This is a genomic window from Citromicrobium sp. JLT1363, from assembly GCF_000186705.1.
Classification (GTDB): domain Bacteria; phylum Pseudomonadota; class Alphaproteobacteria; order Sphingomonadales; family Sphingomonadaceae; genus Alteriqipengyuania.
Genome location: NZ_AEUE01000004.1, coordinates 88,721 through 108,720, shown reverse-complemented (window position 1 = coordinate 108,720; position 20,000 = coordinate 88,721). Strand labels below are relative to the sequence as shown.

Sequence of the window (20,000 nt, the reverse complement as noted above, 5' to 3'; positions counted from 1 at the left end):
CAAGCAATCAGTGTGGCAGAAAAGGCACCCTTGTTTAATCGAAGAGCGCGCCCTTTTCCACATAACTCGCCGCAGCGCCGGGCGTTGCATGGGCTCAGAAATACTCTCGCCCTGCGCGCCATACCCGGTTGATGAGGCCCAGGCCGCTCAGCCGGGTCTGCGACTGATACTTGGCCTTTACGGTACGAATGTCGACCGGGTCTTTCGCGGCGTAGAGGCACAGGCCCACCAGCGTCGAGAAACCGGGCGTGGCATGAGCCGGAGGCAGCCCGCGCAATGGTTGCGGCTTGCCGATCCGCACCGGTCGACCAAGCGCGTTCTGCACGAACTCCGCGCTGCCCGCCAGTTCCGCGCCGCCGCCGGTCAGGACCGCTGGGCCACCCTTTGCGCCGGAGAAATCCATCGCCTTGAGCGAACGACCGACCTCGTTGGTGAGGCGGCCCAGCTGTTCGGTCACGACCGCCACCAGATCGGCCCGGTTGATCGATCCGGCGCGCGGATCGCCGTCCGGATCGACGGGCACCTGCTCGCGGTGGTCCGACGGGCTGGCCAGCGCCGAGCCGGAGACGCACTTGAGCCGCTGGGCGTGCTGGCGACGAATGCCGAAGGTGCTGGCGATGGCATCGGTGATGTCGCCCGACCCCAGCGGGATCGCGCGCATCGCCTGGACCATGCCGTTGCGCAGCACCGCCACGTTGGTCACATCGCCGCCAATCTCGATCAGAGCCGTGCCCAGTTCGCGTTCCTCGGGCGTCAGCGCTGCCTGGGCCGAGGCGATCGGCGCGGCGACCACGCCTTCCACGGTCAGGTGCGCGCTCTGCACGGCGGTGATGATGTTCCGGATCGGCGCGCCGTCGGCGAGCAGGACGTGTACGTCCACGCCCAGCTGCTCGGCATAGAGGCCCACCGGGTTGGCGACGCCATGCGGCCCGTCGACCGAATAATGCGCGGGCTGCGCATGGAGCACCATGCGGCCGTCGGAATCGAGCGTATCGCGCGCGGTCACCAGCAGGTGGTCGACGTCTTCCTCTTCGATCCGCCGGCCGTTGATCGGGATTTCGACGCGCGAGATGCGGCTGGCAAGCCCTGCCCCCGCGCATCCGACCCACACGCTCTCGATGCCGGTGCCCGCATCCTTCTCCGCCCGCTCGATCGCCTCGCGGATCGCATGTGTGGCGGCCTGGCTATCGGTGACGTAGCCGCGACGCAGCCCCGCACTGGCGCGGTGGGAGGAACCGAGCACGATCAGCTCGCCCCCTTCGGTGAGGCCCATGATCATGGCCGAAACCCGGAAGGACCCCAGATTGACCGCGCCGAAAACGCGCGAGATGCGTGCCGCCCCCATTATTCCGCACTTTCCTGATTGCCCACGAAACGGTTCGCCCTGCCCGGTTCGCGCAGCACGTAACGGTCGGGCACGCGCAGATCGATCACCGTCGCCTTGCCGCCGAGCAGGCGATAGAGCCCGTCCATCCGCGCAAAGTCGATGAAGGCTTCGGACGCCTCCTCCTCGCCCTGCGGCAGCGCGAGGATCTGGCCGGTCTTGAACACGATGTTCCACCGCCGCTCGCCAATCCGGTGTGCGCTCTTGATCTGCGGCTGCAGTGCAGGCGCGGCGGCGAGTACGCGGTCGAGCGAGTCGATCGAATCCGCCGCCCCCGCGCCTGAAATGCGCAACATGCCCTGAGCATCGTCCTCCGCAATCGGATCGAGTTCGATGCCGTTGCGATCGATCAGGACCAGCCGATCCGGCTTGACCAGCACGGCATGGGGCGTGCGTTCCTCGATATCGATCACCAGCTTGTCCGGCAGCTGGCGGGACACGCGCGCTTCCGCCACCCAGGGCATCCGGTTCAGGTCCGCGCGAATGGCTGCGAGGTCGAGCAGCGGCATCGGCGTGCCGCGATACTCCATGACTTCCTCGTAGATCTTGAGCCGGTTCATCCGTTCGACCCCGGTCAGGTCGATGGTGCGCATCTGGAAACCGGCGGAGCCCGCCGTTGCAGCCAGCTGCTGATGTAGCAGCGCGGGTACGCCCGCCGCGCTTGCCACCCACCAGGCCAGCGCGGCCGCCCCCGCGAGGATCAGGGCCAGGAAGCCGCCCTGCAACTGCTTCTGACTGATCGGCAGTGCGGAAAGCGCGGTGTTCACCACGCCCTTGCTCTGCCGCTGCGCGGCGCGCGCCTTCGAGGCACGGCTGCGCGAATTGGCCGCGCGACGGACCCCTTGCGCCTTACGCTTGACCTTGCGCGCCATCGTCTCCTCCCTCGATGCCGAGCGCATCTGCAATGATCGTCTCGACCAGATCCTCGTAACTCATGCCCACATGCTTCGCCTGTTCGGGCACCAGGCTGAGCGGGGTCATGCCGGGCTGGGTGTTGGTTTCCAGCACGAACAGCCCGTCGATGCCCTGTTCGTCATCCCAGCGGAAATCGGTGCGGCTGGTGCCCTTGCAACCCAGGATGCGATGCGCTTCCAGCGCGAACTTCTTGCACGCATCGGCGATTTCCTGCGGAATTTCGGCGGGGCAGACATGGCGCGTGCGACCGTCGGTATACTTGTTTTCGAAATCGTAGAACCCGCTCTCCACGATCAGTTCGGTAACGCCCAGCGCCTTCCCGCCAACCACCGCCGTGGTCAGCTCGCGCCCCCGGATATAGGGTTCGGCCAGAAGCTCAGGGAATTCCTGCCACGGGCCCTTGGCATGGCGCCCAATAGGGTTGCCGTAGTTGCTCTCGTCGGTGACGATGGCGACGCCCACGGACGATCCTTCGTTGACGGGTTTGAGCACATAGGGGCGCGGCAGCGGGTCGCTCGCGTAAAGGTCTTCGGACTTGACGATCCGCCCGCCCGGCATCGGAATACCGCGGGGTACCAGCGCCTGCTTGGTCAATTCCTTGTCGATGGCGATCACCGAGGTCGCGAGCCCGCTATGCGTATAGGGCACGCCCATCAGATCGAGCATGCCCTGCACGGTGCCATCCTCGCCCGGCACGCCGTGGAGCGCGTTGAACACGATGTCCGGCTTCGCCTCGGCAATCCGCGCAGCAACCTGCCGGTCCATATCGATCCGCGTGACCTTGTGGCCACGGGCCTCGAGCGCCTTGGCAACGCCCTCCCCGCTCATCAGCGAGACGGGCCGCTCATTCGCCCAACCGCCCATCAGGACCGCGACGTGGAGTTTCTTGGAGAGGATCAATGGACTGTCCAACCTTCATAAAGCGCGGGTTGCGCATCGATCACTTCTTGGGAGACGCCCTCGTCCCAAGGGTACAGGCCATTCACGGCGCCCGGCCAGACGATCTGATAAAACTGTTGGACATCTTTTCCGCGCTGCGAACGATGATACCAAAGAGCCCAGCCAAGGTGTTCTTCGATCGCCGCGCGGTCATTGCAGAATTTGAGAACGCAATCGTACCCGTCGATGAGATTCTCAACTTTCAGGCCATCTGACATCTGGAGGCCTGCCGCGCACTGGCGATACAGTTCGTTTATCATCGATTGCATCAGGTCCAACTTGAGCCCGTACACCAGTACTTCAGGCTGCCCCACACCAACGGGAAAACCGACTGAATAAGCAAACTTCGGCTGATCCCCGTCGGCGTCGAAGACCTTGAGGATATGGCAGCCGTGTTCGGCAATATCATCAATGCACTTCTGTTCACCCGGATTGAGGACTTGCTGGTTCACGGCCGCCCCACCCGCTGAATTTCCCATTCCAGTTCGATGCCCGAACCTGCCTTCACCTTCGCGCGGACATCTTCGCCCAGCTGCTCGATATCCGCGCTGGTCGCGGTGCCGGTGTTGATGAGGAAGTTGGTGTGCTTCTCGCTCACCTGCGCGTGCCCACGCATCATTCCGCGACAGCCTGCCGCGTCGACCAGCTGCCATGCCTTCTCGCCCGGAGGATTCTTGAAGGTGGAGCCGCCGGTCTTGGTGCGCACGGGCTGAGAATCCTCGCGCGCCTGCGCGATCCGCTCCATCTCCGCACCGATTTCGGCGGGGTCGCCCGGCTCGCCTTTCAGTCGCGCCCCGACCACCACCGCACCCTGGGGCAATTCAGAGTGGCGATAGGTATAGCCAAGGTCCGCGACCGGCAGCGTCTTGAGCGAACCATCGCGCAGCACCACGTCGCATTCGACCAGCACATCCGCCGTCTCGCGCCCGTAGGCGCCGCCATTCATGCGCACGAATCCGCCCAGCGTGCCGGGGATACCGCGCAGGAATTCGAGGCCGGCAATGCCGTTGTCGCGCGCGGTAGAGGCGATCAGCACGCCGTGCGCACCAGCACCACAGCGCAAGGTGTGGTCGTCTTCTGCCTCGATCCTGGCGAAGGATTTGCCGAGGCGAATGGTCACGCCCGGCACCCCGCCATCGCGCACGATCAGGTTGGAGCCGAGGCCCAGCGGCATGATCGGAACGGACGGGTCGAGATCGCGCATGAAGGCGCGCAGATCGTCCACATCGGCAGGCTCGAACAGCCAGTCCGCCGCACCGCCCGCCTTGAACCAGACGAGCTTGGCCAGCGGCGCATCCTGCGTGAGCTTGCCGCGCACATCCGGCAGCTTTTCCGGGGGGAGAGCCAGCGCCTCGCTCATGCGTTCACCTGCTCGCGCGCCGCCTGCAATTCGTCGGGCAGCCTGGCCGCCCACTTGGTGATGTCGCCCGCGCCCAGGCACAGCACCAGATCGCCGGGCGCGAGTTCGGGAGCGAGCGTGCGCACCAGCTGATCGCGGTCCTCGATCGTCTGCGCGTGACGGTGGCCGAGCGACTTGATGCCCGCTACCAGCGCTTCGGCGTCCACGCCTTCGACCGGGTCTTCGCCCGCGGCGTAGACCGGTGCGACATAGACCTGATCCGCCTCGTTGAAGCAGCCCTGGAAGTCGGCCATCAGCTCGCCCAGGCGCGAATAGCGGTGCGGCTGCATCACCGCGATCACGCGGCCCGCCTTCGCATCGGCATCGGCGCTTTCGCGCGCGGCGGCCAGCACCGCGCGGATTTCCACCGGGTGGTGCGCGTAATCGTCGATCACGGTCGCATGGCCACCGTCGAGCGCCACGGTACCGACCTTCGTGAAGCGCCGACGCACGCCGCCGAAACGGGCAAAACCTTCGCGGATCGTCTCGTCCGAGCAGTTCATCTCGAGGCTGACGGCAATCGCAGCAAGCGCGTTCTGCACATTGTGCCTGCCGGGCATGGGCAGAAACACGTTCTCGATCCGGCGGTCTTCCTGACCGCGCTGGCGGACCATCACGTCGAAGCGGTTGCCGCCCGCCTCGGGCGTCACGTTGACCGCGCAGATATCGGACTGGAGAGAGAAACCATAGGTAATCACGCGCCGGTCGCGCACCTGCCCGATCACCGCCTGCACTTCGGGATGGTCGACGCACAAAATCGCCGCGCCATAGAACGGCACGTTGTGGATGAACTCCACGAAGGCGCGCTTCACGCCGTCGAAATCGCCGTAATGTTCGAGATGTTCGGGATCGATATTGGTGACCACCGCAATGGTCCCGTCGAGCCGCAGGAAGCTGCCGTCGCTCTCGTCCGCTTCGACCACCATCCAGTCGCTGTCGCCCAGGCGCGCGTTCGATCCGAACTGTTCGATGATCCCGCCATTGATGACCGTGGGGTCGATCTCCCCGCAATCGAGCAGCCCGGCGATCATGCTGGTGGTGGTCGTCTTGCCATGCGTGCCCGCGATGGCGATGGTGCTTTTCAGCCGCATCAGCTCGGCAAGCATTTCCGCGCGGCGCACCACGGGGATGCGGTTTTCGAGAGCGAATTCCACTTCCGGGTTGGTCCGCTTGACCGCGCTGGACGTCACGACGACCGCCACGCCATCCACGTTCTCGCGCGCATGGCCGATATGAATTTCGATGCCGCGCTTCTTCAGCCGCTCCACCGTGGGGCTTTCGGCAATGTCGGAGCCCTGCACGCTATAGCCGAGGTTGTGCATCACCTCTGCGATGCCGGACATGCCGATGCCGCCGATGCCGACGAAGTGGATGATCCCGATATCGGTTGCGACGCCCTTCAAGAGACCCGCTCCTCCGCCGCGTCGCGTGCCGCGCCCTGACCGACGGCAACACCCTGCGAGGCACCGCGTGCGTTGTTCTTGCCCACGCGGATCACATCCATCATCTCGGCCCCGCCGAAGCTTTCGACCAGATCGGCAAGGTCCTTCACCGCATCCGGGCGCCCGCAATTCCAAGCCTTGTGCGCCGCATTGCCGAGCGTGCCGGACCGCTGGCTGAGCACCTGGATCTGACGCGCCAGTTCCTTGGGCGTGAAAGAGCTCTGGCGGATCATCCGCGCGCCGCCGGCCTCCACGACCTCACGCGTGTTGGCGGCCTGGTGGTCATCGGTGGCAATGGGCAGCGGGACCAGGATCGCAGGACGACCTACGGCGGTCAGTTCGGCAATCGTGGAGGCACCTGCGCGCCCGATGAACAGGTGCGTGTCGGCCAGTCGCTCCGCCATGTTTTCGAAATAGGTCGCCAGTTCGGCGGGAATGTCGTGATTGCGATAGCGTTCGCGTACCGCGCCGACATCCTCGGGGCGGCACTGCTGCGTCACCTGCAGCCGCTGGCGCAGCGCGGGCGGCAGCATGGCAAGCCCGTCTGGCACGACCTGCGCCAGAATGCTCGCGCCCTGACTGCCGCCGGTGACGAGCACCTTGAGCAGGCTGTCCTCGCTGAAAGTCGGGAAGGGCTCGTCCCGCAGCGCAAGCACTTCGGCGCGCACCGGATTGCCGACGAGGTAAGTCTTGTCGAGCCACTTGGCCTTCATCCGCGCGACCTGCGGATAGGCCGTCCCGATGGCATTCACGCGCGGGGCGAGCAGGCGGTTCACCCGCCCCAGCACCGCGTTCTGTTCGTGAATAACGCTGGGCACCTTGGCGCTGCGCGCGGCAAGCAGCGCGGGCAGCGTGGGATAGCCGCCGAAGCCCACGACCGCGCTGGGTTCGAAATTCTCGAACAGGCGGAGCGCCATCTTGCGCCCCTCCATCACCTTGGCCGCGCCGCCCAGCCAGCGGATCGGGTTCTTCCCGAAGCGCCCGACCGGCATGATGTGCGCAGGAAGGAAATCGGGCTTGCCGGGGATGTTCGCACCCCGCTCGTCGGTAATCAGCGCGACATGATGCCCGCGCCGCTCCAGCTCGTTTGCCAGCGCGAAGGCGGGCAGCATGTGCCCGCCGGTGCCGCCTGCGGCCAGCACGTAATGTCTATTGGCGCCGCTCATCTGTCCCTCTCTTTGCCGAAGAGCCCCCTGTCCTTCTCGAACAGGGTTTTGCGAAGGCCTGCGGTCTCCCGCGTAAGGAACGGGTTCCGGCGCGTCAGCGCAAGCAGCAGGCCGAGGGACAGGCATACCGCGATCGTGGACGAGCCGCCATAGCTGACCAGCGGCAGCGTCATGCCTTTCGACGGGAAAAGCGACAGGTTGACGAGAATATTGATGAAGGCCTGCCCGCCGATCTGGGCCGTCAGCCCGGCGGCGGCGAGCAGCGCGAAGAAATTCTCCTCGCTCGACACCCGGCTGAGCACGCGCCACACGATGGCGAGGAACAGCAGCACGATCCCGCCACAGGCGAGCAGGCCGAATTCCTCGCCCACGACGGAGAAGATGTAGTCCGTCTGCGCTTCGGGCAGGCGCATCTTCTGCGTGCCGACCCAGAAGCCCACACCGTCCCAGCCGCCTGCCAGCAGCGTGCGCTGGGCAAGGTCGACCTGGTCGAAATCGGTCCCGCCAGAAAGCCAGGAATCGATCCGGTGGCGGGCATTGTCGTAAAAGGCATAGGCCAGGCTGAGGCCGAGGAAGCCCCCCACGATCAGCCCGGCGATATTGCGGAACGACACCCCGCCCAGCACCACAAGCACGAACCACACGCCGCTGAACAGGATCGCCGCACCCAGATTGGGCTGCACCATCAGCAGGACGATGACGAAACCCAGCGCCCCGGTGACGAGGCCGAAGACCGGCATCTGCGGGTCCTTCAGCCGCCAGCTCATGATCCACGCGAGCGTCACCGCGAAGCCGGGTTTAAGGAATTCGGACGGCTGGAAGGTGAAGCCGACATCGAGCCAGCGGCGCGCGCCGTTCACCTCGCTGCCGATGAAGGGCACCAGCAGCAGCGCGCCGACCATCGCCAGCGAAAGCAGGATGGCGAAGCGGCGTGCGGTCTCCCGGTTGAGCATCGACAGGCCGAGCATCACGGTGATGCCCAGCGCCAGCCAGCGCAGGTGCGCCCACAGGAAGAAGAGCGGATCGAGCGTGACGGTATCGCTCGACAGGCGATTGGCACCCGCGGGCGACGCCGCAGCAATCGCCGCGCAGCCCACCGCCATCAGCAGCACGATCAGGCCCAGCAGCACGTGGTCCAGCTCGCGCCACCAGATCTTCAGGCGCGCGCGGAGCGTCATCTTCTGGCTGCCTCGGCCCGGCAGTTCGGTAGCGATGGCGGTCGCCGGTGCGATATTCATGGCATGCCCCCCGTATCGGCAAGCGCGCGCACAAGCGTGCGGAACCTGTCGCCGCGCTCTTCGAAATCGCGGAACTGGTCGAAACTGGCGCAGGCCGGGCTGAGGAGGACCGTCTCGCCCGAGCGCGCCACCTGCGAAGCCAGTTCCACGGCCTTTTCCAGCGTGCCACAGCGGCTGACCGCGCAATGCGGCGCCAGCGCCTCGGCAAAGGCATCGCCCGCTTCGCCTATCGTGTAGGCGGCGGTGACCCGGTCCATGTGCGGCTCGCACTCGCCCAGCCCCGGCTCCTTGGCCCGCCCGCCGACGATCCAGTGGATCTTGTCGAACGCGGCGAGCGCGGGCGCGGCGGCGGCGGTGTTGGTCGCCTTGCTGTCGTTGACGTAGAGCACGCCGCGATGCTCCCCGACCCGCTCCATCCGGTGCGGGAGGCCGGGGAAGGTGCGCAAGGCCTCGCGGATTTGCTCGGTCGATAGCCCCAGAATGTCGCAAGCCTCGATGGCCGCCGCAGCATTTTCGAGGTTGTGCGGCCCCTGCAAGGATGGCCAGTTCGCCTGTTCGCTGGGCGCGATGCCCCGGTTGGCAAGGACGTCCTCAAGGATGCTCGCGATCGATCCTTCCGCGAACGGTCCCAGTGACCGCGCATCGGTGAACCGGGCAATGGAATTGTGACCGCGGGTCTGCATCGCGAACAGCCGCGACTTGCTCGCGGCGTAAGCGTCGAAATTGCCGTCGTACCGATCAAGATGATCGGGCGTAATGTTTAGCAACACCGCCACATCGCAATCGAGGCTCAACGTCAGGTCGATCTGGTAGCTCGACAGCTCAAGCACATACACGCCGCCATCGGGCAAGGGCTCCTGCTCGAGGATTGGCAGGCCGATATTGCCGCCCATCGTGGTCGGCACGCCCGCCTCTTTCAGGATATGATGCACCAGCGCGGTGGTGGTCGACTTGCCGTTGGTGCCGGTAATGCCGACGACCTTGTGCGGCGGCAGATCGCCGCGCGCCTGCGCGAACAGCTCTATGTCGCCGATTACCGGCACGCCGTACCTGTCCGCATGCGGCTTGATCGGATGCGTGTTCAGCGGGACGCCGGGCGAGACGACCACGCCGTCGAAACCCGTCAGGTCGATCTCAAGCGGATCGCGCAGGTCGCAGCGTCCCTCGAAAGGCGCGCGTGCCTCGCTCTTTTCGTCCCAGGCCGTAACCTGTGCGCCCGCCGCCAGCAGTGCAACGACCGTCGCCCGCCCAGACCTGGCGAGGCCGAGGACCGCATATTTGCGGCCCTTCCAGGCGGGGCTCGTGATCACCGCAGCTTCAACGTGGAAAGCCCGATGATGGCGAGCACGATGGCAATGATCCAGAAGCGGATCACGACCTTCGTCTCGCTCCAGCCGAGCTGTTCGAAATGGTGGTGGACGGGCGCCATGCGGAAGATGCGCTTGCCCGTGCGCTTGAACCAGAAGACCTGGATGATCACGGACAACGCCTCGAACACGAACAGACCGCCCACAATGGCGAGCACGATTTCGTGGTGGCTGGCCACGGCGATGGCACCCAGCGCCCCGCCCAGTGCCAGCGAGCCGGTATCGCCCATGAAGACATTGGCGGGCGGCGCGTTGAACCACAGGAAGGCTAGGCCCGCCCCCATGATGCAGGCACAGAAGATCGCCAGCTCGCCTGCGCCCTCCACGTAGGGAATGCCCAGATATTCCGAGAAGTCGGCGCGGCCCGCCAGATAGGCGATCAGCGCAAAGGTGCCCGCCGCAATGATGACCGGCATGATCGCCAGGCCGTCCAGCCCGTCGGTCAGGTTCACGGCGTTGCCCGCACCCACGATCACGATGGCCGCGAAGACGTAGTAGAACGGCCCCAGCGGGATTGCCTGGTTGGACACGAAGGGCACGTAGAGCCAGGTGTTGATCTGGCTGACGATGATATAGGCCGCGATCCCTGCGACCACGAATTCCATCAGCAGGCGGACCTTGCCCGAGACGCCCTTGTGGCTGTTCTTCGTGACCTTGTCGTAATCGTCCATGAAGCCGATCGCGCCGAACCCGATGGTCACGGCAAGACAGGCCCAGACGAAGGGGCTGGAGAGGTCCATCCACAAAAGCAGGCTGATGACGAGCGCGATGAGGATCATCAGGCCGCCCATCGTCGGCGTGCCCACCTTGGCGAGGTGGGTCTGCGGCCCGTCCTCACGGATCGGCTGCCCCTTGCCCTGCCGCACGCGCAGCAAGGAAATCAGCCTCGGCCCGATCAGCAGGCCGATGAAAAGAGCGGTCAGGATCGCGGCGCCCGCGCGAAAGGTCTGATAGCGAAAGAGATTGAAAATCCCTTCGAATTCAAACATTTCCGCTAGAAGATAAAACATTGTTCGCCGTTCCCGATCCCTTGGTTAGCCCCGGCTGACGAAGTGATCGACAAGGCGTCCAAGCCCCACCGCGTTGGATCCTTTGACAAGGATCGCATCGCTGGCGACCAGGCCGAATTCCTCAAGCGCTGCAATCGCTTCGGCAGGCCCTGCGCAATGGGCGAAGGCAATCGGCTTGCCAAGTATGTTGCCGCCAGCGTTCCCCAACCGGGTCACCAGCGGGCCCATTTCCTCACCCACCAGCACCGCGAAGTCGACGTCCGCCTGGGCCAGCGGTTCTGCCAGCTGTTCGTGGAAGGCAGGGCCGAACTCGCCCAGCTCGCGCATGGCGCCCAGCACGGCCACCCGGCGGTGGGCAGGCGTCTGGCCAAGCTGCGCCAGCGTGGCGCGCATGGAGGCGGGATTGGCGTTGTAGCTTTCGTCGATCAGCGTCGCCCGGCCACCGGCGGCCAGGATCGAATGACGCGCACCGCGCCCCTTGAGGCCGCCCATCTCACCCAGCGCGATGCCTGCCGCGCCCAGATCGGCGCCCAGCGCGTAGATGGTGGCCATCACCGCGAGCGAATTGGCAATCCAGTGTTCGCCGGGCTCCGCAACCGAATAGCACAGCCGCGTATCGTCGATCTGCGCGGTGACAAGCGAGGCACCGCCATTGGCAGCGGGGATCGCGTCGAGCAGGCGCACGCGGGCATGATCGGCCCGCCCGAAGGAAAACACTTCCGCACCAGCTGCCTCGGCATGCCTGCGAAGACGTTCGAAATGCTCGCTATCTGCAGGGATGATCGCGGCGCCGCCCGGTTTCAGGCCCTTGAATATCTCGGCCTTCTCGTCCGCGATGGCCTCCATCGTGCCGAGGTTCTCGATATGCGCGGGCGCGATGGTCGTGATCACCGCGACATCGGGGCGGACATGATCGGCCAGCGGAGCGATTTCGCCCGCGTGGTTCATGCCCATCTCGAACACGCCGTACTTCGCCCGGGCGCCCATTCGCGCCAGGCTGAGCGGCACGCCGACATGGTTGTTATAGCTGCGGACAGAGCGGTGCGCCTGGCCCCTGCTCGACCGGTCGAGCGCGGCGAAGATCGCTTCCTTCACCCCGGTCTTGCCGACAGAACCCGTCACGCCGATCCGCTTGGCATCGGCCCGCGTACGGGCGGCAGCGGCAAGTGCGTGAAGCGCGGCGGTAGTATCCTCCACCAGCACATGCGGCCAGTCGATCGGGCGGTCGACGATGGCAGCGGCAGCTCCGGCGGCGAAGGCATTGTCGATGAAACGGTGACCGTCCATCTCCTCGCCCTTCAGCGCGATGAAGAGATCGCCCGGGCGCACGTCCCGACTGTCCATCTCCACTCCGGCGCACTGGAACTCGCCCGAGGCGACACCGCCCGTTGCATCGGCAATTTCCTGCGCGCTCCACAGGGCAAGCTGCAGCCGGTCGCGCCGGGCAGTCGGCCACGCGCGAACGCGCGGATCGGCAAAAGCATGGGCATTCATGCTCATGCGCCTGCCACCGCCGCAGCGCATTCGCGCGCCACGGTCACATCGTCGAAGGGATGTACCCGCATGGTCTCTCCTGAACCGATAATCTGGCCCTGTTCGTGGCCCTTGCCCGCGACGAGCACGATGTCGCCGCCCCCGGCCTGGCCGATGGCCGTTGCAATACCTTCGCGCCGGTCGCCGATTTCCAGCGCCTCGCCCTCTATCCCCGAGAGGATGGCGGCCCGGATGGCCGCAGGGTCCTCGCCGCGCGGATTGTCGTCCGTCACCACGACGAGATCCGCCGCCTCGCTGGCGACCTTGCCCATCGCGGCACGCTTGCCGGTGTCGCGATCCCCGCCTGCGCCGAACACGACGATCAGCCGCCCGTCCGACGCCTCGACATGCGGACGCAGAGCGGCAATCGCGGCAACCAGCGCGTCGGGCGTGTGGGCGTAATCGACATAGACCGGCGCACCTGCGGGCGTGATGACCGCGCGCTCCAGACGGCCGCGAACCGGCTGCAGACGTCCCACGGCATCCCACACCCGCGCTTCGTCCGCCCCGGTCGCAAGCGCGAGCGCTGCGGCGGTGAGCGCGTTGGATGCCTGGTAGGCGCCGATCAGCGGCAGGCGGATCGTACGCCGTTCGCCGTCGCGCGCGATCTCCAGCCCCTGCCCGAGTTGCGTGGGCTCCTGCGCGACAAGCTTCAGATCGTCGCCTTCGGGGCCGACCGCGAAGATGGTGAGGCCGCGCGCTTCGGCGCGCGCCCGGGCCTTGGCGGCCCACTCGCTGCCGTCGGACCAGATCACCGCCGTGCCGTTTTCGTCGACGATCTCGTCGAACAGGCGCATCTTGGCCTCGAAATAGGCCTCCATGCTCTCGTGATAGTCGAGGTGGTCGCGGCTGAAATTGGTGAAGGCCCCGGCGATCACCCGTGCGCCCGCATTGCGATACTGGTCCAGCCCGTGGCTCGAAGCTTCGAATGCGACATGCGTCACGCCTTCGCGCGCCAGACCGGCGAGGTTGGCGTGGAAGGTCACGATATCGGGCGTGGTGAGGCCCGTCGAAACGCTCTCGTCGGGCGTGGTCACGCCCAGCGTGCCGATGCTGGCCGCACGCTCCCCCAGCATGCGCCAGATCTGGCGGGTCATCTCGGCCGTGGAGGTCTTGCCGTTGGTGCCCGTCACCGCAACGATGGTTTCGGGCGTGGGCGTGAAGAAGCGCGAGGCGATCTGGGCAAAGGCGCGGCGCGGCTCTTCATCCGCGATATGCAAGGCGCCCTCGACCCTGGCACCGGGTCGCGCGACCACCGCGATGGCACCCGCAGCAATCGCCGCCTCGATGAAGTCCTCTCCGTTGACGACCGCACCCTGGAACGCGCCGAAGATGGTCCCCGGCGCGACCTTGCGGTGATCGATCGCAAAGCCCGTCACCACGGCGCCGTTGTCATCGCGCTCGGGCCGTCCTGCGGCATCGAGAAGGGAATTCAGCCTCATTCGATGTCGCTCCGGATCAGCGGGCGAAGGTCCGAAATGTCGATATCGCGGCTCAGATCCGGGCGCACGTCGAGCAGCGGGCCGATGCGCGGGATCAGCTTGCCGACGATGGGCGCGGCGTTCCATGCGGCGGTGCGCTGGAAGGAACTGGCGGTCGTACCCTTGGGCTCGTCCAGCATGGCGACCACGACATAACGCGGATCATCCATCGGGAAGGCGGCGGCGAAGGTGGAGACGAGCAGCTTCTCACGATAGCCACCTTTCGATGGCTTTTCGGCGGAGCCGGTCTTGCCACCCACGCGATAGCCGGGCGCGTTGGCGCTCTTGCCGGTGCCGTAGACCGTGATCATCCGCAGCAGCTGGCGCATGCGCGCGCTGGTATCTTCCTTGAACACCCGGCGGCCCTGCACCTCGGTACCCGGTTCCACCTTCGTCAGCGTGGCGGGTCGCCAGATGCCGCCATTGACCATGGCGGCGTAGGCGGATGCGAGATGCAGCGGAGTGACCGAGATGCCGTGACCATAGGCGACCGTCATGGTGGTGATCCGCGACCACTTCTCTCCCGGCCAGATCGGCGCGCCGCGTGCAGGCAGTTCGATATAGGGCCGCTCCGCCAGACCGAGATCGCGCATCGTGTCGCGCAGCGCATCGCCGCCCAGCTTGTCGGCAATACGCGCGGTCACGGTGTTGGAGGAGTGAATCAGCGCTTCGGGCACATTGAGCGTATCTCCGAGCGAGTGGCTGTCCGAAAGGGTGCGCCCCGCAACTTTCACCGGCTTTGCATCATAGCGCAGCCCAAGATCGCGCACGATGCCCGCATCGATCGCCGCCGCGACGGTGAGCGGCTTGAAGGTCGAGCCCAGTTCGTACACCTGATAGGTGACGCTGTTGTAGGAATTGGACGGTTCGTCGCGCCGCTTCTGCTCGGCGGTGCCGACCAGATCGCTCGCCTTGACGTCGTTGGGATCGAACGCGGGAAGCGATGCCAGCGCGACCACTTCGCCCGTGTCGACATCCAGCACCACGCCTGCCGCACCACGTGCGTTGACCGACAGCATGCCCTTGCGCAGTTCGTCCTCCAGCGCGCCCTGCACCCGCAGGTCCAGCGCGATGGCAGTGGGCTCCCCGCGCGAGGCAGCATCGGTCAGCTCCTTGTCGAGCACCGATTCCATGCCGAGCTGGCCCTTGCCATCCTTGACGTAGCCGAGGACATGCGCCGCCATCGATCCTTGCGGGTAGAAGCGGTCTTTCTCGGCAGGCAGCTCCAGCGCGGGTTCACCAATGTCGAACACGCGGTTTGCCTCTTCGGGCAGCAGACGGCGACGCAGATACTGCGCCTTGCCACTCGCCAGCCGGGCGGCGACATCCTTGCGGTCGATGTCGGGGAAGACTTCACCCAGCGCCGCCGCGACCTCTTCGGGAGAGCGGACCAGCGGGCTGCCGCCGTCCTTCATCGCCTTGGGATTGTACCACAGCGCGAAGGCATCGTAGTTGCGCGCCAGCGGCAGGCCGTTGCGATCGGTGATCTCGCCGCGGGGCGGCAGCAGACGCTGTTCCATCGACATGGGCGTGTCCGGCGCACCCAGCAGGCCGAAAGATGCGATCCGCGCGAGCGCGAGCAGCGCCACCAGTCCGAAGGCGGGCATGAGAAGAAGCGCACGCATGCGCGCCGTCAGCAGCGACTCGAGACGCTTGTTGGCCACCCGCATGGGGCCGGCCGCCACCATGGAATCGATGGCGATGCTGGCCATCAGTCGAGTCTCGCCAGCGCCAGATGCGCTTCGGACTGAGGCTGCGCGGTATCGCCTTCGGCCTCGTCGCCATTATCCGAAGCGTCTTCCTCGTGCGACGACAGCGGAGAAACCAGCGCGGGATAATCGCTCGCTTCCATCTCGCGCGCGAACCGGATCGGCTCAGGCGATCCGGGCGCACGCGGCGCGCTGAAGCTCGCCAGCTGACGCTCGCTTTCCAGGAACTGGTCCGCACGCGGCGGGGCGTAGCCGAACTCGATCGCGTTCCAGTCCGCCAGCTGCTGCTGGTTGGCGCGCGTTTCGAACTCGGTTTCCAGCGCCAGCTTCTCGCGCTCCATGTCCACGATCAGGCGTTCTGCACGTACGACCTCGCTCTTCACCGCGTTGACCCGGAAGGTGAGCAGCATGAAGCCGGCAAAGACGACCCCGATGGAGATCGCCCAGCCGATCTGCCGCAGACGACTGCCTCTAACCATGGGTCACTTCCTTTCTGGCCGGCTCGCCGGTCCGGGTGGCTGCGCGAAGGATCGCGGAGCGCGCGCGGGGGTTGCGCGCAAGCTCCGCCTCGCCCGCACGCACGGCGCGGGACGGTTTGTCGAACGTGGTCGGCGGCAGTTCCCTGAGGGGAAGATGGCGGGAGCCGCCGCCGACCTGACCGGAAGCGTCGCGCAAGAAACGCTTCACGATGCGATCTTCGAGGGAATGGAACGATACGACCACCAGCCGGCCGCCCTCGGCGAGCAGCCGCTCCGCAGCGATCAGCGCCTCACGCAACTGGTCCAGCTCGCCATTGATGTGGATGCGGATCGCCTGGAAGGTCCGGGTGGCGGGATCCTTCTTGTCGTGTGGCTTGTAACCCGTCGCCTTGCGCACAAGGCGGGCAAGCTGCCCGGTCGTCTCCAGCGGACGCGCCGCGACGATGGCCCGCGCAATCCGGCGCGACTGGCGTTCCTCGCCATACTGGTAGATCACGTCGGCGATCTCGGCCTCGTCTGCGGAGTTGAGGAATTCCGCTGCGCTGGGCAGGTCCGGGTCCATTCGCATGTCGAGCGGTCCGTCGGCGGCGAAGGAGAAGCCGCGCTCCGCCTGGTCGAGCTGCATCGAGGATACCCCGATGTCGAGCACGATGCCCTGCACCTGCGTTACGCCCACCTCGGCCAGAGCATCCGCCATTTCCGCAAAGGGGCGGCGATGGAGGACGAGGCGCGGCGGATTTTCAGTCAGCTCGGGCCAGCCTTGCGCGTTGTCGAGCGCTCTCGGATCGCGGTCGAAGGCATGCACGCTCGCGCCCGCATCCAGCAGCGCACGGGTGTAGCCCCCTGCGCCGAAGGTGCCGTCGACGACAAGCTCGCCCGGCGCAGGCTCCAGCGCCGCGATCACCTCGTCCAGCAGGACGGGGACATGTGGGGACGGGGCGGAAGCGCTCACTTCTTCCTGCCCTTCTCGCGCGCTTCCTTCTCAAGCGCGCGGCAGGCGGCCTTGGGCATCGCCATTTCGGGGCCCATCTCGTACAGCCGGGCGGGATTCCAGACGGTGAAGAACGGCCCAACGCCCTGGAAGAACAGGGCATCATCGATTTCGCCCAGCCCGCGCAGGAACTCGGGCATGATGAAACGCCCACTGTCGTCGAACGGCATGGTCTCGAAGCTGTTGAGCTGCATCGCGCGCGTATCGCGGTCGAAATCGCGCCCGAACTTGTATGCCGATTCCTCTTCCCGATCGAGGATCGCATCGAATTCCTTGACCCGTTCGGTGCCGAACCCGACGAGGCAATTCCACTTGTCGTGCAGAGTGAGGCACAGCCGGCGATCTTCGGTCGACAGCTTCACCGCGTTGCGGAAGGCGGGAGGCAGCGTGAACCGGCCCTTTTCGCTGCGAAGCGAAAAGGCCTGACCGCTATATCCCTGAAACGCCTCCGACACGCTGTGCTCTTCCCCTGTGAGCGCCCCAATCGATGGACAAAGCCTCCCCGTGCCGCGGCGCGCACTGCACACCCCGGGTCGCGTGGCATCCCACGCGCGGGCCGACTCCTGTCCGATACGGTTAACGTCTTATCGCGGGACGATTGGGGATTAAAGGGGAAATTTAGGAATCTCTGTGGAGATTCCATTAACTTTACCGTTTTTGCCGAGCTTTTCCGTTCTAATCCCTGGAGATTCAGCAGGCAAGCGCGGACTGTCCGTCGCCAAAACGGACACTGTAACCCACTTATTATTAACGATTTTCAGGAGTATCGCGGCTTAGCCGTGCGGGGCGTCCCGCATCATCCCCAGCAAAGCCCAGAATGCAGCCGCACCATCCGAAGGCTTGTCGAACCGTTCGAACAGGGTCGCATCGGCCAGCACCACGGCCCGCCCGGCCCCAATGCTGCAAACCGCCAACAGTCCTTCGTGAGAAAGCGCGCAATCCGCCGGTTCTCCGCCAGCTGGCGGCTGCAGCGCAAAGCGGCCACCCAGAACGACGGGCAGGTCCTCATCCCCGATCCGGACCTTGCGTTCCGCACCGTCCCCATCCGTCCCCGATTGTTCCGCGGGCTGGAGGGTGAGGCCCCAGCGCGCCTGGATCGGCCCGGTGACGGCGATGGCCTGGGGATTTCGCGGATCGCCCAGCGCGAAGCCTGGCTCGCTGGTCAGCATGGGATCGGCCACCAGCAGCACCTGCCCGCCCGCGCGCACCCAGTCGTCCAAGGCGACGTTTTCTGCCGGGGTGAGCGCGCGCGGCTGGATCAGCAGCAGGGTATCGACCGCCTGAAGACTTGCCGGATCGAGCAGGTCGATCGGCTCCAGGCTGTTGCCGCGCTCGATCGCATCGCGCAGCCAGTGCCGGTCCGCCTCCTGGGCGGAGAGTGCATCGGCCACGCTTCCCTGCGGCGCGCGGTAGATGGGCAGCGAGGTCAGCAGGCCGAAGCGCTGATCCTGCGGCGCTTCCTCTTCCTGCGACGGCGCAAGGACCATCGTCCCCAGCAATCCCGCAGCCAGAAGTCCGCCCAGGCCCGCGGCTGGCAGCATCCTATTCAATCGGGGCGCCCTCGCCCTTTTCCGGCAGGACAGGGCCTTCGGGGATCGGCTCGTCTTCGGGCTGCGCGGGAAGATCGGGGACGACCCCCGCATCGCTCAGCGGGTCGCTACTGCCCTGGGTCGCGCTCGGCTCCACGGTGGGCGCCGCCTCGGGCACGGCGGTTTCCTCGTTCTGCAGGGCCCGCGACATGAGCACCTGCGCGACCCCTACTGCCAGGACGACCGCCAGTATGCCGCCGATCCCCGTGCGCAAGCGCTGCGCGATCTCGGAATTGAGAGCATCGCTCTGCTTTTCCGGCGCTTCCTTGGGTTGATTGTCGGGCAAAAGGGCCATGCGCAGGGAATCTAGCCGCCGTGGCGGCGGCGTCAATCGGCCAGCCAGTCGAACACCGGCAGCGACTTCTCGCGCAGCCAGTCTGCGTTGAAGATCGTCGAGAGATAGCGGAAGCCGCTGTCGCACAGGATCGTGGCCACGCGCGGGGCTTCGCGGCCCTCCGCGACCAGCTGCCGGCCAAGCGCAACCGCCCCCGCCACGTTGATGCCCGAGGACAGGCCGAGGCACAGGCCTTCTTCGCGCAGCAGGCGCGCGACCCAGTGGAGCCCTTCCTCATCGGATATGCGGAATTGCGTATCGACCGGTGCGCCGTCCAGATTGGCGGTAATCCGGCCCTGCCCGATCCCCTCCGCTACCGAGGACCCTTCGGCCTCCAGTTCGCCGTGGGCGTAGTAATTATATAGCGCGGCGCCATGCGGATCGGTCAGCGCGATGCGGACATTCTCGTCCCTTTCCTTCAGGCCCAGCCCCACCCCGGCAATCGTGCCGCCGGTGCCCGCCGCGCAGGTGAAGCCGTCGATCCGGCCATCGAGCTGGCTCCACAATTCGGGCGCGGTGCTGTCGATATGCGCCTTGCGGTTGGCGATGTTGTCGAACTGGTTGGCCCAGACCGCGCCTTCGGTCTCCTCGGCGAGGCGGCGCGAGGTGTGGACGAAATGGCCCGGATTGGCGAACTTGGTGGGCGGCACCAGCACCAGTTCGGCCCCCAGCGCGCGCAGCGTGTCCATCTTCTCGCGCGACTGGTTGTCGGGCATGACGATCACCGTCTTGTAGCCCAGTGCATTGGCGACCAGCGCGATCCCGATCCCGGTATTTCCCGCCGTACCTTCCACCACCGTGCCGCCGGGCTTCAACACGCCGCGCGCCTCGGCATCGCGGATGATCCACAGCGCCGCGCGATCCTTCACCGACCCGCCCGGGTTGGCGAATTCGCACTTGCCATAGATGTCGCAGCCCGCCGCCGCGCTCGGCCCTTCGAGCCGCACGAGCGGGGTGTTGCCGATCAGGTCGAGCGCCCTGGTCAACGGGGCAGGCGGAAGCGGTGCGGTGGCAGTCATACGAA

19 protein-coding genes are annotated in these 20,000 nt (G+C 66.1%); all 19 read right to left on the bottom strand.

The genetic code is table 11. The features are described from left to right. Positions 1-94: 94 nt before the first annotated feature. Entirely contained in the window at positions 95-1,345 is a 1,251-nt protein-coding gene (gene ftsA / locus ADAD_RS0107370; protein ID WP_010411861.1) for a cell division protein FtsA, read from the bottom strand. After that, a complete protein-coding gene (locus ADAD_RS0107365; RefSeq protein ID WP_010411858.1) occupies positions 1,345-2,256 on the bottom strand; it encodes a cell division protein FtsQ/DivIB in 912 nt (303 codons plus the stop codon). The genes ftsA and ADAD_RS0107365 overlap by 1 nt, the downstream gene beginning before the upstream one ends. Beyond that, entirely contained in the window at positions 2,234-3,199 is a 966-nt protein-coding gene (locus tag ADAD_RS0107360) for a D-alanine--D-alanine ligase (RefSeq protein ID WP_010411854.1), read from the bottom strand. The genes ADAD_RS0107365 and ADAD_RS0107360 overlap by 23 nt, the downstream gene beginning before the upstream one ends. Next, positions 3,196-3,690 (bottom strand): DUF4262 domain-containing protein, encoded by a 495-nt coding sequence (locus ADAD_RS0107355; RefSeq protein ID WP_010411851.1) that lies wholly within the window; start codon positions 3,688-3,690, stop codon positions 3,196-3,198. Before ADAD_RS0107355 ends, ADAD_RS0107360 begins: the two co-directional genes overlap by 4 nt. Next, complete coding sequence (gene murB, locus ADAD_RS0107350; RefSeq protein ID WP_010411848.1) at positions 3,687-4,598, bottom strand: UDP-N-acetylmuramate dehydrogenase; 912 nt, start codon at positions 4,596-4,598, stop codon at positions 3,687-3,689. The genes ADAD_RS0107355 and murB overlap by 4 nt, the downstream gene beginning before the upstream one ends. Further along, positions 4,595-6,040 carry a UDP-N-acetylmuramate--L-alanine ligase gene (gene murC, locus ADAD_RS0107345; RefSeq protein ID WP_010411845.1) on the bottom strand — a complete coding sequence of 482 codons (1,446 nt, stop codon included), beginning with the start codon at positions 6,038-6,040 and terminating at the stop codon, positions 4,595-4,597. Before murC ends, murB begins: the two co-directional genes overlap by 4 nt. Then, the gene (gene murG, locus ADAD_RS0107340) at positions 6,037-7,245 is read right to left on the bottom strand and encodes an undecaprenyldiphospho-muramoylpentapeptide beta-N-acetylglucosaminyltransferase (protein WP_010411842.1); all 1,209 of its coding nucleotides are present in this window, start codon (positions 7,243-7,245) and stop codon (positions 6,037-6,039) included. Before murG ends, murC begins: the two co-directional genes overlap by 4 nt. Then, on the bottom strand, positions 7,242-8,483 hold the full coding sequence (locus ADAD_RS0107335) for an FtsW/RodA/SpoVE family cell cycle protein (protein ID WP_010411837.1): 1,242 nt from the start codon (positions 8,481-8,483) through the stop codon (positions 7,242-7,244). The genes murG and ADAD_RS0107335 overlap by 4 nt, the downstream gene beginning before the upstream one ends. Beyond that, positions 8,480-9,793: a UDP-N-acetylmuramoyl-L-alanine--D-glutamate ligase gene (gene murD, locus ADAD_RS0107330; protein ID WP_010411834.1), complete on the bottom strand. Its 1,314-nt coding sequence runs from the start codon at positions 9,791-9,793 to the stop codon at positions 8,480-8,482. Before murD ends, ADAD_RS0107335 begins: the two co-directional genes overlap by 4 nt. Further along, positions 9,790-10,860 (bottom strand): phospho-N-acetylmuramoyl-pentapeptide-transferase, encoded by a 1,071-nt coding sequence (mraY, locus tag ADAD_RS0107325; RefSeq protein WP_029139980.1) that lies wholly within the window; start codon positions 10,858-10,860, stop codon positions 9,790-9,792. Before mraY ends, murD begins: the two co-directional genes overlap by 4 nt. Positions 10,861-10,884: 24 nt before the next feature. Next, positions 10,885-12,354: a UDP-N-acetylmuramoyl-tripeptide--D-alanyl-D-alanine ligase gene (locus tag ADAD_RS0107320; protein ID WP_029139979.1), complete on the bottom strand. Its 1,470-nt coding sequence runs from the start codon at positions 12,352-12,354 to the stop codon at positions 10,885-10,887. 2 nt (positions 12,355-12,356) lie between these two features. Further along, entirely contained in the window at positions 12,357-13,835 is a 1,479-nt protein-coding gene (locus tag ADAD_RS0107315; RefSeq protein ID WP_010411827.1) for a UDP-N-acetylmuramoyl-L-alanyl-D-glutamate--2,6-diaminopimelate ligase, read from the bottom strand. Beyond that, on the bottom strand, positions 13,832-15,586 hold the full coding sequence (locus ADAD_RS0107310) for a peptidoglycan D,D-transpeptidase FtsI family protein (protein WP_010411824.1): 1,755 nt from the start codon (positions 15,584-15,586) through the stop codon (positions 13,832-13,834). Before ADAD_RS0107310 ends, ADAD_RS0107315 begins: the two co-directional genes overlap by 4 nt. Next, positions 15,586-16,062 carry a hypothetical protein gene (locus ADAD_RS0107305; RefSeq protein ID WP_010411820.1) on the bottom strand — a complete coding sequence of 159 codons (477 nt, stop codon included), beginning with the start codon at positions 16,060-16,062 and terminating at the stop codon, positions 15,586-15,588. Before ADAD_RS0107305 ends, ADAD_RS0107310 begins: the two co-directional genes overlap by 1 nt. Then, positions 16,055-17,014, bottom strand: a complete 960-nt coding sequence (gene rsmH / locus ADAD_RS0107300; protein ID WP_029139978.1) for a 16S rRNA (cytosine(1402)-N(4))-methyltransferase RsmH — start codon at positions 17,012-17,014, stop codon at positions 16,055-16,057. Before rsmH ends, ADAD_RS0107305 begins: the two co-directional genes overlap by 8 nt. Then, positions 17,011-17,508, bottom strand: coding sequence for a division/cell wall cluster transcriptional repressor MraZ (locus tag ADAD_RS0107295; protein ID WP_010411817.1), 498 nt, complete (start codon positions 17,506-17,508; stop codon positions 17,011-17,013). Before ADAD_RS0107295 ends, rsmH begins: the two co-directional genes overlap by 4 nt. Before the next feature lie 318 nt (positions 17,509-17,826). Then, positions 17,827-18,594 (bottom strand): DUF4350 domain-containing protein, encoded by a 768-nt coding sequence (locus ADAD_RS15710; RefSeq protein ID WP_010411812.1) that lies wholly within the window; start codon positions 18,592-18,594, stop codon positions 17,827-17,829. A 1-nt stretch (position 18,595) separates the two neighbouring features. Next, complete coding sequence (locus tag ADAD_RS0107285; protein WP_010411810.1) at positions 18,596-18,937, bottom strand: hypothetical protein; 342 nt, start codon at positions 18,935-18,937, stop codon at positions 18,596-18,598. Positions 18,938-18,969: 32 nt separating this feature from the next. Beyond that, positions 18,970-19,995: a cysteine synthase A gene (locus ADAD_RS0107280; protein WP_010411807.1), complete on the bottom strand. Its 1,026-nt coding sequence runs from the start codon at positions 19,993-19,995 to the stop codon at positions 18,970-18,972. Positions 19,996-20,000: the final 5 nt, after the last annotated feature.

Bases quoted from the DNA above. Each gene is read 5' to 3' on its own strand.
- mraY (WP_029139980.1), bottom strand. From the start codon at position 10,860: ATGTTTTATCTTCTAGCGGAAATGTTTGAATTCGAAGGGATTTTCAAT.
- murB (WP_010411848.1), bottom strand. From the start codon at position 4,598: ATGAGCGAGGCGCTGGCTCTCCCCCCGGAAAAGCTGCCGGATGTGCGC.
- murG (WP_010411842.1), bottom strand. From the start codon at position 7,245: ATGAGCGGCGCCAATAGACATTACGTGCTGGCCGCAGGCGGCACCGGC.
- ADAD_RS15710 (WP_010411812.1), bottom strand. From the start codon at position 18,594: ATGCTGCCAGCCGCGGGCCTGGGCGGACTTCTGGCTGCGGGATTGCTG.
- ADAD_RS0107310 (WP_010411824.1), bottom strand. From the start codon at position 15,586: ATGGCCAGCATCGCCATCGATTCCATGGTGGCGGCCGGCCCCATGCGG.
- ADAD_RS0107335 (WP_010411837.1), bottom strand. From the start codon at position 8,483: ATGAATATCGCACCGGCGACCGCCATCGCTACCGAACTGCCGGGCCGA.
- ftsA (WP_010411861.1), bottom strand. From the start codon at position 1,345: ATGGGGGCGGCACGCATCTCGCGCGTTTTCGGCGCGGTCAATCTGGGG.
- ADAD_RS0107280 (WP_010411807.1), bottom strand. From the start codon at position 19,995: ATGACTGCCACCGCACCGCTTCCGCCTGCCCCGTTGACCAGGGCGCTC.
- ADAD_RS0107320 (WP_029139979.1), bottom strand. From the start codon at position 12,354: ATGAATGCCCATGCTTTTGCCGATCCGCGCGTTCGCGCGTGGCCGACT.
- ADAD_RS0107305 (WP_010411820.1), bottom strand. From the start codon at position 16,062: ATGGTTAGAGGCAGTCGTCTGCGGCAGATCGGCTGGGCGATCTCCATC.
- ADAD_RS0107285 (WP_010411810.1), bottom strand. From the start codon at position 18,937: ATGGCCCTTTTGCCCGACAATCAACCCAAGGAAGCGCCGGAAAAGCAG.
- ADAD_RS0107315 (WP_010411827.1), bottom strand. From the start codon at position 13,835: ATGAGGCTGAATTCCCTTCTCGATGCCGCAGGACGGCCCGAGCGCGAT.
- ADAD_RS0107365 (WP_010411858.1), bottom strand. From the start codon at position 2,256: ATGGCGCGCAAGGTCAAGCGTAAGGCGCAAGGGGTCCGTCGCGCGGCC.